Below are 14550 nucleotides of genomic sequence, written 5' to 3' on the forward strand. Positions count from 1 at the left end.
TCGGTCTTACGGATGAGGTGAGGCGCCAGCGACGGACTGGTGAGTTTATCCACCAGAAAGTCCTGTCTGCCGCTTGGCAGGACACCTGACCGCACAACACGATCAGGGAGTCCACGACCCACACGTCGTCCAGCTACAGGCCGCGGCCGGGAACCGGTGCGGCCCGCTCGGCCGCTTACAAGAGAGCGAGGCCGGCCTGTACCAGCTTCCTCCTGGCCGTTCACACAGCCCGTCCCTCAGTGCAGCGAGTGGCCGCGCGCTGCCATCAGTTCTTGTTCCTCGCCGCGTTCCACTCGTCGACTAGCTTCTCGTGGTCCGCGAGCGTCTTCGTGAACTTGCTGGTCTTGCCGTCCATCGAGATGAAGTAGTACCAGCCGTCGTGAGTCGGGTTGAGCGCACCCCTGAGCGCCTCCTCGCCAGGGTTGTCGATAGGCCCCGGCGGCAACCCCTTCGAGAAGTAGGTGTTGTAGGGGTTGCCGTACCTACGCAGCTCGGCGATGCTCAGATCGAGCTTGCTCTGATTCTTCACGTAGTTGTAGGTGGAGTCGAACTCCAGTCGACCGTAGGTCTGAGGGTTATCAACCTTGAGTCGGTTGTATACGACCTCCGCCATCTTGCGGAAATCATCGTGACTGGTGCCCTCGGCCTGCACCAAGCTCGCCACTGTGAGCAGTTGCCAAGGACTTTCGAGGCCAAGCGCTTGTGCCTTGTTTTCCAGACCCAACGCTTTGAACTCTGCAGTGGACTGAGCCACCATCTTCCTGAGAACGGCCGCAGGCTTTTGCCCCTTGGTGACCGCGTAGCTTGAGGGGTAGAGGAAGCCTTCCAGCGGGTCCTTCAGGTTCGGGTGATCCGTCGCCCAAGCGGGCAGCCCAAGGTGCTTGTACTCCTTCTTCGCAACACGTGCCGTGGTACCCGCCTTGACTCCGAGGCGCTTGTCGATCAGGGCGTACACCGCTGTGTTGCGGAGGCCCTCGGCGATGATCAGGTTGCTGCGGCTCTTCGGGCTCAGCATCAGTTCCACCGCGCTCGCGGCGGACATCTCCTTCTCCAGGGTGTAGACCCCGTCCTGGAGCGATTTACCGTCAGGGTTGGCCTGCAGTGCGGAGACGAACGCGGCGGCGCTCTCGATGACACCCGCGTCCTTCAGCTTCTGGCCGATCTCCCAACCCCCTGCGCCCTTGGGGATCTCGACTGTGACCTGCTCCCCGTTGCCGTCGCCCGCGTAGTCCGGAGCCGTGCCGAAACGATTTTGGTAGAACTGGTAGCCGAAGTACCCGACTCCGGCCAGGCCGCCGCCGAACACCAGGACGACCACCATGCAGGCGCAGCCGGTGCGCCGCTTCTTGCTCTTGACGGGCTTCTTTCCCTTGCCGCGCCGCTCCCGCCGGCTCTGGAGCTCGTGCTCCTCGTCGCCCTCCGCGCCGTCCCCCGCGAGCACGGCGTGCTCCTCGTCGCCCGCCGTCTCCGGCCCGGGCTCCGGCTCGGGGCGCCTGCGGCCGGGCGGCTCCGGCGGCGGATAGGCGTCCTCGGTGCCGTAGAAGTCGGGCTGCTCGGTTCCGTAGGCCACGGGCTGCTGGCCGTACGGGTCGCCCGGGTCGGCCGCGTACGGCACCTGGCCGTGGGTGCCGGTCGCGTCCCAGCCACCCTGATGGAACTGCTGCTGAGGCTGGCCGTGAAACTGCTGGTCGAATTGCTGCCGGCCGGATCCGTCCGGGTACGCGTGCTGCTGCCCCTCGTAACCGGGCTGCTGCTCCTGGCTCCAGTCGCCGTACTGCGACGCCTGCGGATGCTGCTGGGGCTGGCCGTCGTAAGGGGACTGCCGGCCCGCGTGGGCCTGCTGTCCTCCCCATCCGCCGTCCCCGTACAACGGGTCCTCCGGATGCCACGATTCGGAGCCTTGGCCCCGGCCATACTCAGTCATCGATCCCCTAGAGCCGCGAGGCCGACGGTCGCGCGGCCGGTGGGCCGGCTTCCGCTCCGCCTCTTGCTGTGCCCCGGCTGTTCGAACACCGGCGCATCGCGCGGAACGTTACCGTATCGCGATCAGATGACCACTTCGACGCCTTCGCCGGGTGGATTGCCTGACACCCGTTCGGATTCCAGGGCCTGCTGCAAAATGATGACGGCGGCGGCCTGGTCGATGACCGCGCGGCCCTTCTTCGACCGCACGCCCGAGGCGCGAAGCCCCTGACTGGCCGTCACCGTCGTCATCCGCTCGTCCACCAGCCGCACCGACACCGGCTCGATGCCCTTGGCCAGCTCCTGGGCGAACGCGCGGACCTTGACCGCGGCCGGGCCCTCGCCCCCCTTGAGGGAGCGAGGCAGGCCGACGACGACCTCGATCGGTTCGTACTCCGCCACCAGTTGACGCAACCGGCGGTGGGCGGCGGGGATGTCCCGGCCGGGGACGGTCTCCACCGGGGTGGCGAGGATCCCGTCGGGGTCGCACGAGGCGACCCCGATCCGGGCGTCCCCGACGTCGATCGCGAGCCGACGTCCTCTGCGCATGTCCGTGACCGTCTTCTACTTGGCGGTGTCGGCGACCAGGCGTTCGACGGCCTCGGCGGCCTCGCCGACGGCGGCCGGGTTCTGGCCGCCGCCCTGGGCGACGTCCGGCTTGCCGCCACCGCCGCCGCCGAGCGTCTTGGCGGCCGTACGGACCAGGTCACCGGCCTTCAGTCCGCGGTCGCGGGCGGCGTCGTTGGTGGCGATGACCGTGAGCGGCTTGCCGTTGTTCACCGTGAAGAGGGCCACGACGACGGCACGGCCTCCCTGGATCCGGCCGCGCACGTCGAGGACCAGCCTGCGCAGGTCGTCCGGGGTGGTGCCGTCCGGGACCCGACCGGTGACGACGGCCACGCCGCGGACGTCCTTGGCGGACTCGGCGAGACCGGCGGCGGCCTGGAGCACCTTCTCGGCGCGGAACTTCTCGATCTCCTTCTCGGCGTCCTTCAGCTTGCCGAGCATCGCGGAGACCTTCTCCGGCAGCTCCTCCGAGCGGCCCTTGAGCAGCTCGGTCAGCTGGTTGACGACCGTGTGCTCGCGGGCGAGGAAGTTGTAGGCGTCCATACCGACGAGGGCCTCGATACGGCGGACACCCGAGCCGATGGAGGACTCGCCGAGCAGCTTCACCAGGCCCAGCTGGGCGGTGTTGTGCACGTGCGTGCCGCCGCACAGCTCCTTGGAGAAGTCGCCGATGGTCACGACGCGCACCCGCTCGCCGTACTTCTCGCCGAACTCGGCGATGGCGCCCTGCTTCTTGGCCTCGTCGATGCCCATGACCTCGGCGCGCACGTCGAGGTCGCGGGCCAGCACCTCGTTGATCTTCTGCTCGACGTCGGTCATCACGGCCGTCGGCACGGCGGACGGGGATCCGAAGTCGAAGCGGAAGCGGCCCGGCTGGTTCTCGGAACCGGCCTGGGCGGCCGTCGGGCCGAGGGCGTCGCGCAGGGCCTGGTGGGTGAGGTGGGTGGCCGAGTGGGCGCGGGCGATGGCCGTGCGGCGGCGGGCGTCGATGGAGGCGTGGGCCTTGGCGCCCACGGTCACCTCGCCGACCTGGACGACGCCCTTGTGGACGTACACACCCGGGACCGGCTTCTGGCAGTCGCGGACCTCGATGACGGCACCGGAGTCGATCCTGATCTTGCCGGTGTCGCCGATCTGGCCGCCGCCCTCGGCGTAGAACGGGGTGCGGTCCAGGACGATCTCGACCTCGTCGCCCTCGGTGGCGGCCGGGGAGGAGACGCCGTCGACCAGGATGCCGACGACCGTGGTCTCCCCCTCGGTGTCCGTGTAACCGATGAAGTCGGTGGCACCGGCGGAGTCGGCGATCTCGCGGTAGGCGCCCATGTCCGCGTGGCCGGTCTTCTTGGCCTGGGCGTCGGCCTTGGCGCGCTCCCGCTGCTCCTTCATCAGGCGGCGGAAGCCGTCCTCGTCCACGGACAGCCCCTGCTCGGCGGCCATCTCAAGGGTGAGGTCGATCGGGAAGCCCCAGGTGTCGTGGAGCAGGAACGCCTTGTCGCCGGGCAGCACCTTCGAGCCCGAGGCCTTGGTCTCGGTGACGGCGGTGTCGAGGATGTTGGTGCCGGCCTTCAGCGTCTTCAGGAAGGCGTTCTCCTCGGCGAGGGCGACCTTCTCGATGCGCTCGCGGTCGGTGATCAGCTCCGGGTACTGCTGGCCCATCATCCGGATGACGGTGTCGATCAGTTCCCTGACGACCGGGCCGGTGGCGCCGAGCAGACGCATGTTGCGGATGGCGCGGCGCATGATGCGGCGCAGCACGTAGCCGCGGCCCTCGTTGCCGGGGGTGACACCGTCGCCGATGAGCATGGTGGCGGTGCGCATGTGGTCGGTGACCACGCGCAGGGAGACGTCCGAGGCGTGGGCGTCGCCGTAGCGGACGCCGGTCAGCTCGGTGGCCTTGTCGATGACGGCCATGGAGGTGTCGATCTCGTACATGTTCTGCACGCCCTGCAGAATCATGGCGAGCCGCTCCAGGCCGAGCCCGGTGTCGATGTTCTTGCTCGGCAGTTCCCCGAGGATCTCGAAGTTGTCCTTGCCGATGCCCTCGCCCCGCTCGAACTGCATGAAGACGAGGTTCCAGATCTCCACGTACCGCTCGTCGTTGACGGCGGGGCCGCCCTCGACGCCGAACTCGGGGCCGCGGTCGTAGTTGATCTCGGAGCAGGGGCCGCACGGACCGGGGACGCCCATGGACCAGTAGTTGTCCTTCATGCCGAGGCGCTGGATGCGCTCCTTCGGCACCCCCACGACCTCGTGCCAGATGCGCTCGGCCTCGTCGTCGTCCTGGTAGACGGTGATCCACAGGCGCTCGGGGTCGAGGCCGTAACCGCCCTTGTCCTGGGGCGTGGTGAGCAGCTCCCAGGCGTACGTGATGGCGCCTTCCTTGAAGTAGTCGCCGAAGGAGAAGTTGCCGCACATCTGGAAGAAGGTGCCGTGCCGGGTGGTCTTGCCGACCTCTTCGATGTCGGGCGTGCGCACGCACTTCTGCACGCTGGTGGCGCGCGGGAACGGCGGCTTGACCTCACCCAGGAAGTAGGGCTTGAAGGGCACCATGCCGGCGGGGACGAGCAGCAGAGTCGGGTCGTCCGCGATGAGCGACGCCGAAGGGACGACGGTGTGCCCGCGCTCCTCGAAGAAGCTCAGCCAGCGGCGGCGAATCTCGGCCGACTCCATCAGTGGTCCTCATTCCGGTTGTACGAGTACGTCGTGTTCTCGATGTACTTCGGGTTGCTGCGGTCGTTCTCGATGGCGGCGTACCGCCGGGGCGCCGGGAGTTCCGGGCTGTCCTGGAGGCCGAGGGCTTCCTCCAGCTCGGCCTCCCGCTGGGCCATGTTGTCGCGGACGTCCAGCGCGAAGCCGACCGCGCGGTCCTTCAGGCGCTGACCGGTCTCCAGGGCCTTGTTCGCCGCGGTGGCGGCGAGGCTCTCCGGGGTCAGCTGCTTGAGCTTGCGGTTGACCTTGGTGGTGGCCCACACACCGGCGGCGACACCTGTGGTGAACCAGAAGGTACGGCGGAACATCGCTCGGTCTCAGTCCTTACTTCCGCTTGCGTCGCGCGGCGGGGACCGTCCGGCCCAGGATCACGGTACGCCGGGGCGACTTCCCAGGCACGTCCTCCTTGCGGCCGCCGAGTGCCCGGCGGACGCCGTAGCCGAAGGCCGCGACCTTCACCAGCGGGCCGCCGAAGGTGGAGGCGACGGTGGAGGACAGCGCGGAGGCGTTCGACGTGACCTCCTGGACGTCCGAGGCGATCGCGTCGACCCGGTCGATCTGGGTCTGCGCCGAGCGCACGGCCTCGGAGGCGTCGGCGAGCAGCGGCACCGCCTGGTCGGTCACGTCCGCGACGAGCTTGGTGGTCGCCTTGAGCGTCTGGGCCAGCCTCGCCAGTGCGACCGCGAGGAAGGAGACCAGGATCGCCCAGAAGACGGCCACCAGGATCCCGGCCACCTCTCCACCGGACACTGTGCGCACCCGCTCCCTGAAACGTGCTCTGAACATCTGAACCATGAAAAAAGCAGTGCCCCGAGCCTATCGCGCCGGGGCCGCGGCTCCGCACCCGATTACCGGGCGGGGCGGGCGGAGTCACGGGAAGCGATTGTACGGAGTGAACACGGTTCAGTACGCTCCGTGTCCCATGCGAGGTCCTCACAGTTCCGGCTCCAAGGCGGGCGGCGATCCGCCCGTCGAACTCACCGCCTTCGTCGGGCGCTCGGCCGAGCTGGCCGAGCTGGCGGCGGCGCTCGGTCAGGCGCGGCTGGTGACCGTGACCGGGGTGGGCGGGGTCGGCAAGTCCCGGCTGGCCGTGCGGGCGGCGGCCCGGTGGGCCTCCGGTGCCGCGGCGGGCGGGCCGGGCTGGGGCCGGGTGGAGCTGTCACCGGTACGGGACCCGCAGTTCGTGGAGTACGCGGTCGTGGAGGCCCTGGGGCTGACCGACCACACCGCCCGCATGCCCCGGGAGACGCTGCTGGAGCACCTGGCCGGCCGCCCGGCCCTGCTGGTGCTGGACGGGTTCGAGCATCTGGTGCCGGTCTGCGCCGATCTGACGGCGGAGCTGCTGCGCGCCCTGCCGGAGCTGCGCGTGCTGGCCGTGGGCCGGCGTCCCCTCGGCCTCGCGGGCGAGCGGCTGTTCCCGCTGGCGCCGCTCGATGAGGACGAGGGCGTGGAGCTGTTCGCGGACCGGGCCCGGACCCACGGGGTGCCGGTGGCCGACGGCACCGAGGTGCGGGAGCTGTGCCGGCGGCTGGAGGGGATCCCGCTGGCGCTGGAGCTGGCGGCCGGGCGGCTGAGGGCACTGTCCCCGGCGCAGCTGCTGCAGCGGCTCGACGACCGGTTCCGGCTGCTGACCGGCGGCGACCGGGACGCCCTCCCCCGGCACCAGACGCTGCGCACGGCGATCGGCTGGAGCCACGAGCTGTGCACGCCGGCCGAACGGCTCCTGTGGGCACGGCTGTCGGTGTTCGCGCAGACCTTCGACCTGGAGGCGGCCGAGTACGTGTGCAGCGGTGACGGGCTGGCCGCCGAGGACGTCCTGGACGTGCTGTCGGAGCTGCTCGCCCAGTCGGTCGTCTCCCGCGAGGAGACGCCGGCGGGCCCCCGCTACCGGATGCTGGACACCGTCCGGGCCTACGGCGCCGGGTGGCTGGAGGCGATGGGGGACGCGGACCGGCTGCGCAGACGGCACCGGGACTGGTACCTGGGTCTGGCGACCTGGTGCGAACTGGAGTGGTTCTCGCCCCGGCAGCGGGAGGTGGCCGCGCGGGTCGACGCCGAGCTGCCGAATCTGCGGACCGCGCTGGAGTTCTGTCTGACCGAGCCGGAGGAGGCACACCTCGGCCAGCACCTGGCGGGTTCGCTGTGGTTCTGCTGGGTGGGCTGCGGCCGGCTCGCGGAGGGCAGGCGCTGGCTGGAGCGCAGCGTGGAGCTGGACTCGGAGTACGAGCAGTCCCGGCTGAAGGCGCTGTGGGTGCTCGGCTACGTGGCGATCCTGCAGGGCGACACCGTGCCGGCCCTCCAGGCGCTCCAGGCCTGCCGGGAGCAGGCGGAGCGGTCGGCCGATCCGACGGCGGTGGCGTACGCCGAGCACCGCACCGGCTGTCTGGCGCTGGTCTCGGACGACATGGCCCGCGCAGAAACGCTGCTGCGGTCGGCGCTGGACCGCTACCAGGAGATCGGCGAGCTGAACAGCAACGTCCTGATGGGCCAGGTGGAACTGGCGATGGTGCGGGCGTTCCAGGGCGACCTGCCGGACGCGGTGCGGCTGTGCGAGGACGTGCGCCGGGTGTGCGAGGACCACGGGGAGCGCTGGGCGCGGTCGTACGCGCTGTACGTGCTGGCGTACGCGGCCTGGCAGGACGGCGACCCGGCCCGCGCGCGGGAGCTGCTGGCGGAGTGCCTGGACAACGCGCACACCTTCCGCGACCTGCTCGGGACGGTGCTGACGATCGAGCTGCTGGCCCTGGTGACGGTGACGCAGGGCGATGCGGTGGAGGCGGCGGTGCTCCAGGGCGCCGCCGGGCGGATGTGGCCCTCGGTCGGCCTGCCGCTGTTCGGCTCGGCCTACTACAACGCCCCGCACGAGCTGTGCGAGGCGACGGCCCGCAGGGCGCTGGGCGACGAGCGGTACGAGGAGTGGGTGCGCCGGGGGGCGCGGCTGGACCGGGAGACGGCGGTGGCCCGGGCGCTCAGCGACGACGTCCGGCCGCTGCCGGCGCTGCCCACGCCCCGGGGGCCGGTTGCGCGCACCCGCTCCGGACAGCGCGAACCCGCCGCCTCGCCCACCCGGAAGGGCGGGGAGACGGCGGGCTGAGGTCCTGCGCCGGAGCTGGGGTCAGCGGGCGTAGTACTCGACGACGAGCTGCTCGTCGCAGATCACCGGGATCTCCTTGCGGTTCGGCTCACGGTCCAGGCGGAACGCCAGGGCCTTGAGGTTCACCTGCAGGTAGCGCGGGGTCTCGCCGTCGGGGGCGAAGCCACCCTCACGGGCGATCGTGAAGAGCGTCTTCTCCTTGGAGCGGTCGCGGACCTGCACGACGTCGTCCGGGCGGACACGGAAGGACGGCTTGTCGACCTTCTGGCCGTTGACCTGGATGTGGCCGTGGACGACCATCTGGCGGGCCTGGTAGATCGTGCGGGCGATGCCCGAACGCAGGACCAGCGCGTCGAGGCGGCGCTCCAGCTCGACGATCAGGGCCTCACCGGTCTTGCCCTGGACCTTGGACGCACGCTCGTAGGCGCGGACCAGCTGGCGCTCGGAGATGTCGTACTGAGCGCGCAGGCGCTGCTTCTCCAGCAGACGGACCTTGTAGTCCGAGTTCTGCTTGCGGCCACGGCCGTGCTCACCCGGCGGGTAGGGGCGGGCCTCGAAGTACTTGACGGCCTTCGGGGTCAGCGCGATACCGAGGGCACGCGACTTCTTGACCTTGGGGCGGGACTGGTTCGCCACTCTTATCTCATTTCCTAGTTTCCGGCTCGTCAGGATTAGAGAGGTCGCATCCGCAGCCGGGAAAACCCGCCGGGTCCGCAGGGGACCTGCCGGGCAGCCGCTTCCCTGGTCTGGGCACATACGTGCAGCACGCGAGTGGCCCACCGACCGTCCCGGAACCGCGGGTGGTGGTGGGCTGCCCGCGACACCGTTCGACGGTGCGCGACGCTCCTGGAGCCAGTCCGCTGGGGACCGGCCTCCGGCTGGTCGTCCCGTTCTGACAGCACGGGACTCAGCACTTCGGAGCAGTCTACAGGGTGCTCAGGACCGCTTGCGACCGAGGTGTTTACGGGTCCATTCCACGGCGTCCGCGTACCTGGCCTCGACCCCGTGCCGGCTCGGCGCGTAGTACTCGCGGGCCTTCAGCGCGTCCGGGGCGTACTGCTGCTCGGCGATGCCCTCGGCCAGGTCGTGCGGGTACACGTACCCCTGGGCGTGGCCGAGCTTGGCGGCGCCCTGGTAGTGCCCGTCGCGCAGATGCGGCGGCACCGGCCCGGCCAGGCCCTTGCGTACGTCGTGCAGCGCGGCGCCGATCGCGGTGGTCGCGGAGTTGGACTTGGGGGCGAGGGCCAGGGCGATCGTGGCGTGGCTGAGGGTGAGGGCGGCCTCCGGAAAACCGATCATGGCGACGGCCTGGGCGGCGGCGACCGCGATCGGCAGGGCGCCCGGATCGGCCAGGCCGATGTCCTCGCTGGCGGAGATCATCAGGCGGCGGGCGATGAACCGGGGGTCCTCGCCGGCCTCGATCATGCGGGCCAGGTAGTGCAGGGCCGCGTCGACGTCGGAGCCCCGGATGGACTTGATGAGGGCGCTGGCGACGTCGTAGTGCTGGTCGCCGTCGCGGTCGTACTTCACCGCGGCCCGGTCGACGGTCTGCTCCAGCGTCGCCAGGCTGATCTCGCTCTCGCCCTGGTCGAGTGCGGCCCCTGCGGCGGCCTCCAGGGCGGTCAGGGCACGCCGGGCGTCGCCGCCGGCGATGCGCAGCAGGTGCTCCTCGGTGTCCTCGGGGAGGGTGACGGCGTCCTTCAGGCCGCGTTCGTCGCTGAGCGCGCGCCGGAGCAGGCCGCGGACGTCGTCGTCGGTGAGCGGTTCCAGGGTGAGCAGCAGGGAGCGGGAGAGCAGCGGGGAGATCACCGAGAAGTACGGGTTCTCCGTGGTGGCGGCGATCAGGGTGACCCAGCGGTTCTCCACGGCCGGGAGCAGGGAGTCCTGCTGTGCCTTGCTGAAGCGGTGGATCTCGTCCAGGAAGAGGACGGTCTCCTTGCCGAAGCCGCCGGTGGCGCGGCGGGCGCCGTCGATGACCGCGCGGACCTCCTTGACGCCCGCGGTGATCGCGGACAGCTCCACGAACCGCTTGTTCGTCGCCTTGGACACGACGTACGCCAGGGTGGTCTTGCCGGTGCCGGGCGGGCCCCACAGGATCACCGAGGAGGGGCCGGCGGGGCCGCCGTTGCCCTCGCCGACCAGCCGGCGCAGCGGGGCGCCGGGTTTGAGCAGGTGCTGCTGGCCCACGACCTCGTCGAGCGTGCGCGGGCGCATGCGCACCGCCAGGGGGCTGGCCGCCGGGTCCTTCTCCTGGCGTTCTTCTGCTGCTGCGGTGAAGAGGTCGGGTTCCACGCTGAAACCCTAGAACACCGCACCGACAATCGGGCCGGGCCCCTCAGCCGGCCCGCTCCGGGAAGGTCAGCTGGTCCAGAAGTCCCACCAGCGGGTGAGGACCAGCATGCCGATGATCCCGACGTGCAGGACCGGCAGCACCCAGGTGAACTCGCCGAAGAACGACTTCAGCCAGCGCGGGGACGGCAGGAAGTCGTTGCGGATGTTGAACGAGGTGACGTACCAGAACATGGTGATCGTGGCGACCCAGGCCAGCGAGCACCACAGGCACAGCGCGTTGATCCGGTACAGCGACTGGAACTGCAGCCAGGTGCAGAAGGCGACGCCGAACAGCGTGCCGAAGTTGAAGGTCAGCCAGTACCAGCGCGGGAAGCGGGCGCGGGCCAGCAGGCTCATGCCGACGCAGACGACGATGCCGTAGGCGACCAGGCCGAGCATCGGGTTGGGGAACCCGAAGGCGGCGGCCTGCTTGCTCTCCATGACGCTGCCGCAGGAGACCACCGGGTTCAGGCTGCACCCGGGGGTGAACGTCGTGCCGGCGACCTTGGCTTCCAGCAGCTTGAACTTGTCGATCGTGATGACCCAGGCGGCCAGCAGCCCGGCCGCGCCGGTGATCACCAGCAGGATGGCGAAGGCACGGCTGCCGCCCACCGCGCGCGGGGCGTCGGCGGCGCGCTCCGGACCGGGTTCCGCGGAGACGTCCTTGACTGTCGTCTTGCTCATCACGCCGATTCCGTCACTTGAGGATGGGACCATCTTCGGGCACGGGTCATTGTGCCGCACACGCCTGTGTGCGCACCGTTCGCTTCCCATAAGGATGTACGTACGACAAGTGCCGTCCGCTCGGTTCCGGACAGCCCCGGCGGGCGGGAGACGAAGGCGCCGGACGCCCCCTTGAGGAGCGTCCGGCGCCTTCGCGCGCGTGCGGAGGTCAGCCGAGCCGGGACTCCAGCTCCGCCACGATCTCGTTGACGCCGATCGCCGTCTGCTCGCCGGACTCCATGTCCTTGAGCTGGACGACACCCTCGGCGAGCTCGCGCTCGCCGGCGACGATCGCGTAGCGGGCGCCCGAGCGGTTGGCGTTCTTCATGGCGCCCTTCAGGCCCTTGCCGCCGTACGCGAAGTCCGCCGCGATGCCCACCTTGCGCAGGTCGGTGATCTTGCCGAACAGCACCCGGCGGGCCTCCTCGCCGAGCGGGACCGCGTAGACCGAGGTGGCGGACGGGATGTCCAGCTCGACCCCTTCGGCCTCCAGCGCGAGGACCGTACGGTCGACACCTAGGGCCCAGCCGACGGAGGGCAGCGCGGGGCCGCCGATCATCTCGGACAGGCCGTCGTACCGGCCGCCGCCGCCCACTGCGGACTGCGAGCCGAGACCGTCGTGCACGAACTCGAAGGTGGTGCGGGTGTAGTAGTCCAGGCCGCGCACCAGCTTCGGGTCGTCCTCGAAGGAGACACCGGCCGCCGTGATCAGCTCGCGGACCTCCTCGTGGTACGCCTTGCACGCGTCGCACAGGTAGTCGCGCAGCAGCGGGGCGCCCGTGAGCTGCTTCTGGACCGACTCGCGCTTGTCGTCGAGGACCCGCAGCGGGTTGATGTCGACGCGCCGGCGCGTGTCCTCGTCCAGGTCCAGGCCGTGCAGGAACTCCTGGAGCGCGGACCGGTACACCGGGCGGCACTCCTTGTCGCCCAGGCTGTTGAGCAGGATGCGGAAGTTCCTGAGGCCCAGCGAGCGGTAGGCCTGGTCGGCCAGGATGATCAGCTCGGCGTCCAGCGCCGGGTCCTCCGCGCCGATCGCCTCGGCGCCGACCTGGGAGAAGTGCCGGTAACGGCCCTTCTGGGGGCGCTCGTAACGGTAGTAGGAGCCGGAGTACCAGAGCTTGACCGGGAGGTTGCCCGACTTGTGCAGGCTGGCCTCCAGGGCCGCGCGCAGCACGGACGCGGTGCCCTCGGGGCGCAGGGCCAGCTGGTCGCCGCCCTTGGTCTCGAAGGCGTACATCTCCTTGGTCACGATGTCGGTGGACTCGCCGACCCCGCGCGCGAAGAGTTCGACGTTCTCGAAGCCGGGGGTCTCGATGTAGCCGTAGCCGGAGTTGCGCAGCGGGGCCGCGATCGCGTCGCGTACCGCGAGGTACTTGGCGGAGTCCGGCGGGATCAGGTCGTAGGTGCCCTTGGGGGCCTTGAAGGTGCTCACGGAAGGTCTCTCGTCACATTCCTCGTCGGGGAGCCTCGGCTCCCTGGCCGGCGGCCACCTGCCGCAGGTAGGGGTTGGTGGCGCGCTCCTGGCCGATGGTCGTCTGGGGGCCGTGTCCGGACAGCACCACGGTGGAGTCCTCGAGCGGCAGGCACACGCGGGCCAGCGAGCCGAGCATGTCCGTCATGGATCCGCCCGGCAGATCGGTGCGTCCGATGGAGCCGGCGAACAGCAGATCCCCGGAGAAGAACACCGACGGGACGTCGGCGGTCTCGGGCATCCGGAAGGTCACCGACCCCTTGGTATGGCCCGGCGCGTGCGCGACGGAGAACTCCAGTCCGGCCAGCCGCAGGGAGGTGCCGTCGGTCAGCTCCCTGACGTCGTCCGGCTCCCCCACGGTCAGCTCGCCCATCAGCGGCATGCCGATGGACCGGCCGAGCGCCTTCTCGGGGTCGCTCATCATGTACCGGTCCTCGGGGTGGATCCAGGCCGGCACGTCGTGCGCCCCGCAGACGGGGACGACCGAGGCCACGTGGTCGATGTGGCCGTGGGTGAGGACGACGGCCACGGGCTTGAGCCGATGCTTCTCCAGCGCTTCCTCGACTCCTGGGGCGGCCTGGTGGCCGGGGTCGATGATCACGCACTCCTCACCGGCGGCGGGGGCGACGAGATAACAGTTCGTCCCCCAGGCCCCGGCGGGGAACCCGGCAATGAGCACGATCGTCCTTCGTTGTGTCGGTTTCACAGGCGGCTTCAGCTGCTGTCAGAGCCTACCGGCGCTGCCGTTTCCTCAGCGAACCCATATACGGTACGGGGCTACACGCAGCGGTCGGCTCACGAGGACGTACGCGTACCGCCCGACACACGACACGCATGAGGAGAGAACCCGGTGGTCAGCCAGGAGCAGCGGCGGCGTCAGCTCGCCCGGGAGAAGTTCTTGCGGCAGCAGCAGCGGCGCACCCAGGCGCGGCGCAAGTCCCGCGTGCGCAACTCCGTGATCGCGTCGGTACTCGGCGTGGTCGTGATCGGCAGTGTCGCCCTGTACACGACCGGGGTGCTGAAGAACGACGACAAGAAGACCAACGCGAGCGCCGAGGTCACCCCGAGCGCACCGCCGACGAGCAAGGCGCCGGACCCGTGCGCGAAGCCGGCGGCCGGCTCGGTGAAGAAGCAGAGCTGGAAGAAGGAGCCGGCGATGACGATCGACACGTCGGCGAAGTACACGCTGACTCTCGCGACGACGTGCGGCGACATCGACGTGGCGCTGAAGGCGTCGGCGGCCCCGCACACGGTCAACTCGTTCGACTTCCTCGCCGGGAAGGGCTACTTCGACCACACCAAGTGCCACCGCCTCACCACCCGGGACATCTACGTCCTGCAGTGCGGCGACCCGCAGGGCACCGGCATGGGCGGTCCGGGCTACACGCTCCCGGACGAGAACCTCAAGGACAAGAGCCTGAAGAACAACACGTACCCGGCGGGCACGGTGGCGATGGCCAACACCGGCCAGAAGCACACCGGCGGCAGCCAGTTCTTCCTCGTCTACAAGGACAGCCCGCTGCCGCCGAACTACGCCCCGTTCGGGACCATCGGCACGGCCGGCATGAAGGTGCTGAACAAGATCGCCGCGGCCGGCGAGAGCACCGGCAACGGCGACGGGGCGCCGAACGCGACGGTCGTGATCAACAAGGCGACGGTCGGCAAGTCCTGAGGTCACCGGTGCCGGAGCGGC

The 14550-nt window shown here is 70.0% G+C and carries 12 protein-coding genes; 2 read left to right on the forward strand and 10 right to left on the reverse strand.

Going from position 1 to position 14550, the window contains the following annotated elements:
• Positions 1-265: 265 nt before the first annotated feature.
• From mltG to IG05_RS0118330, 5 genes are all read right to left on the reverse strand, one after another.
• The gene (gene mltG / locus IG05_RS0118310; protein WP_199808339.1) at positions 266-1924 is read right to left on the reverse strand and encodes an endolytic transglycosylase MltG; all 1659 of its coding nucleotides are present in this window, start codon (positions 1922-1924) and stop codon (positions 266-268) included.
• A 122-nt stretch (positions 1925-2046) separates the two neighbouring features.
• Positions 2047-2511 carry a Holliday junction resolvase RuvX gene (gene ruvX, locus IG05_RS0118315; RefSeq protein WP_030343852.1) on the reverse strand — a complete coding sequence of 155 codons (465 nt, stop codon included), beginning with the start codon at positions 2509-2511 and terminating at the stop codon, positions 2047-2049.
• Positions 2512-2526: 15 nt separating this feature from the next.
• Complete coding sequence (alaS, locus tag IG05_RS0118320; RefSeq protein ID WP_030343853.1) at positions 2527-5199, reverse strand: alanine--tRNA ligase; 2673 nt, start codon at positions 5197-5199, stop codon at positions 2527-2529.
• A complete protein-coding gene (locus IG05_RS0118325) occupies positions 5199-5546 on the reverse strand; it encodes a hypothetical protein (protein WP_030343855.1) in 348 nt (115 codons plus the stop codon). Before IG05_RS0118325 ends, alaS begins: the two co-directional genes overlap by 1 nt.
• Before the next feature lie 16 nt (positions 5547-5562).
• Positions 5563-5988 (reverse strand): DUF948 domain-containing protein, encoded by a 426-nt coding sequence (locus IG05_RS0118330; protein WP_030343856.1) that lies wholly within the window; start codon positions 5986-5988, stop codon positions 5563-5565.
• A 172-nt stretch (positions 5989-6160) separates the two neighbouring features.
• Between IG05_RS0118330 and IG05_RS0118335 the strand changes: the two genes are divergently transcribed.
• The gene (locus tag IG05_RS0118335; protein ID WP_030343858.1) at positions 6161-8332 is read left to right on the forward strand and encodes an ATP-binding protein; all 2172 of its coding nucleotides are present in this window, start codon (positions 6161-6163) and stop codon (positions 8330-8332) included.
• 21 nt (positions 8333-8353) lie between these two features.
• On the opposite strand, the gene rpsD is transcribed toward IG05_RS0118335, so the two are convergent.
• The 5 genes from rpsD to IG05_RS0118360 form a co-directional block, all read right to left on the reverse strand.
• Positions 8354-8968 carry a 30S ribosomal protein S4 gene (rpsD, locus tag IG05_RS0118340; protein ID WP_030343860.1) on the reverse strand — a complete coding sequence of 205 codons (615 nt, stop codon included), beginning with the start codon at positions 8966-8968 and terminating at the stop codon, positions 8354-8356.
• Positions 8969-9268: 300 nt separating this feature from the next.
• Entirely contained in the window at positions 9269-10624 is a 1356-nt protein-coding gene (locus tag IG05_RS0118345; RefSeq protein WP_030343861.1) for a replication-associated recombination protein A, read from the reverse strand.
• Between the two features lie 66 nt (positions 10625-10690).
• Positions 10691-11347 carry a vitamin K epoxide reductase family protein gene (locus tag IG05_RS0118350; RefSeq protein WP_030343863.1) on the reverse strand — a complete coding sequence of 219 codons (657 nt, stop codon included), beginning with the start codon at positions 11345-11347 and terminating at the stop codon, positions 10691-10693.
• Positions 11348-11555: 208 nt separating this feature from the next.
• A complete protein-coding gene (gene hisS / locus IG05_RS0118355) occupies positions 11556-12818 on the reverse strand; it encodes a histidine--tRNA ligase (RefSeq protein ID WP_030343864.1) in 1263 nt (420 codons plus the stop codon).
• A 13-nt stretch (positions 12819-12831) separates the two neighbouring features.
• Positions 12832-13536, reverse strand: coding sequence for an MBL fold metallo-hydrolase (locus tag IG05_RS0118360; RefSeq protein ID WP_030343866.1), 705 nt, complete (start codon positions 13534-13536; stop codon positions 12832-12834).
• A 171-nt stretch (positions 13537-13707) separates the two neighbouring features.
• Here IG05_RS0118360 and IG05_RS0118365 point away from each other — a divergent pair, with 171 nt between their 5' ends.
• Positions 13708-14529, forward strand: a complete 822-nt coding sequence (locus IG05_RS0118365; RefSeq protein ID WP_030343868.1) for a peptidylprolyl isomerase — start codon at positions 13708-13710, stop codon at positions 14527-14529.
• The last annotated feature ends 21 nt before the right edge of the window (positions 14530-14550 follow it).

Source organism: Streptomyces sp. NRRL S-1022, from assembly GCF_000720135.1.
GTDB lineage: Bacteria > Actinomycetota > Actinomycetes > Streptomycetales > Streptomycetaceae > Streptomyces.

Excerpts from the sequence above, each read along its gene's own strand:
- IG05_RS0118335 (WP_030343858.1), top strand. The coding sequence starts at position 6,161 with ATGCGAGGTCCTCACAGTTCCGGCTCCAAGGCGGGCGGCGATCCGCCC.
- alaS (WP_030343853.1), bottom strand. The coding sequence starts at position 5,199 with ATGGAGTCGGCCGAGATTCGCCGCCGCTGGCTGAGCTTCTTCGAGGAG.
- mltG (WP_199808339.1), bottom strand. The coding sequence starts at position 1,924 with ATGACTGAGTATGGCCGGGGCCAAGGCTCCGAATCGTGGCATCCGGAG.
- ruvX (WP_030343852.1), bottom strand. The coding sequence starts at position 2,511 with ATGCGCAGAGGACGTCGGCTCGCGATCGACGTCGGGGACGCCCGGATC.
- IG05_RS0118350 (WP_030343863.1), bottom strand. The coding sequence starts at position 11,347 with ATGAGCAAGACGACAGTCAAGGACGTCTCCGCGGAACCCGGTCCGGAG.
- IG05_RS0118325 (WP_030343855.1), bottom strand. The coding sequence starts at position 5,546 with ATGTTCCGCCGTACCTTCTGGTTCACCACAGGTGTCGCCGCCGGTGTG.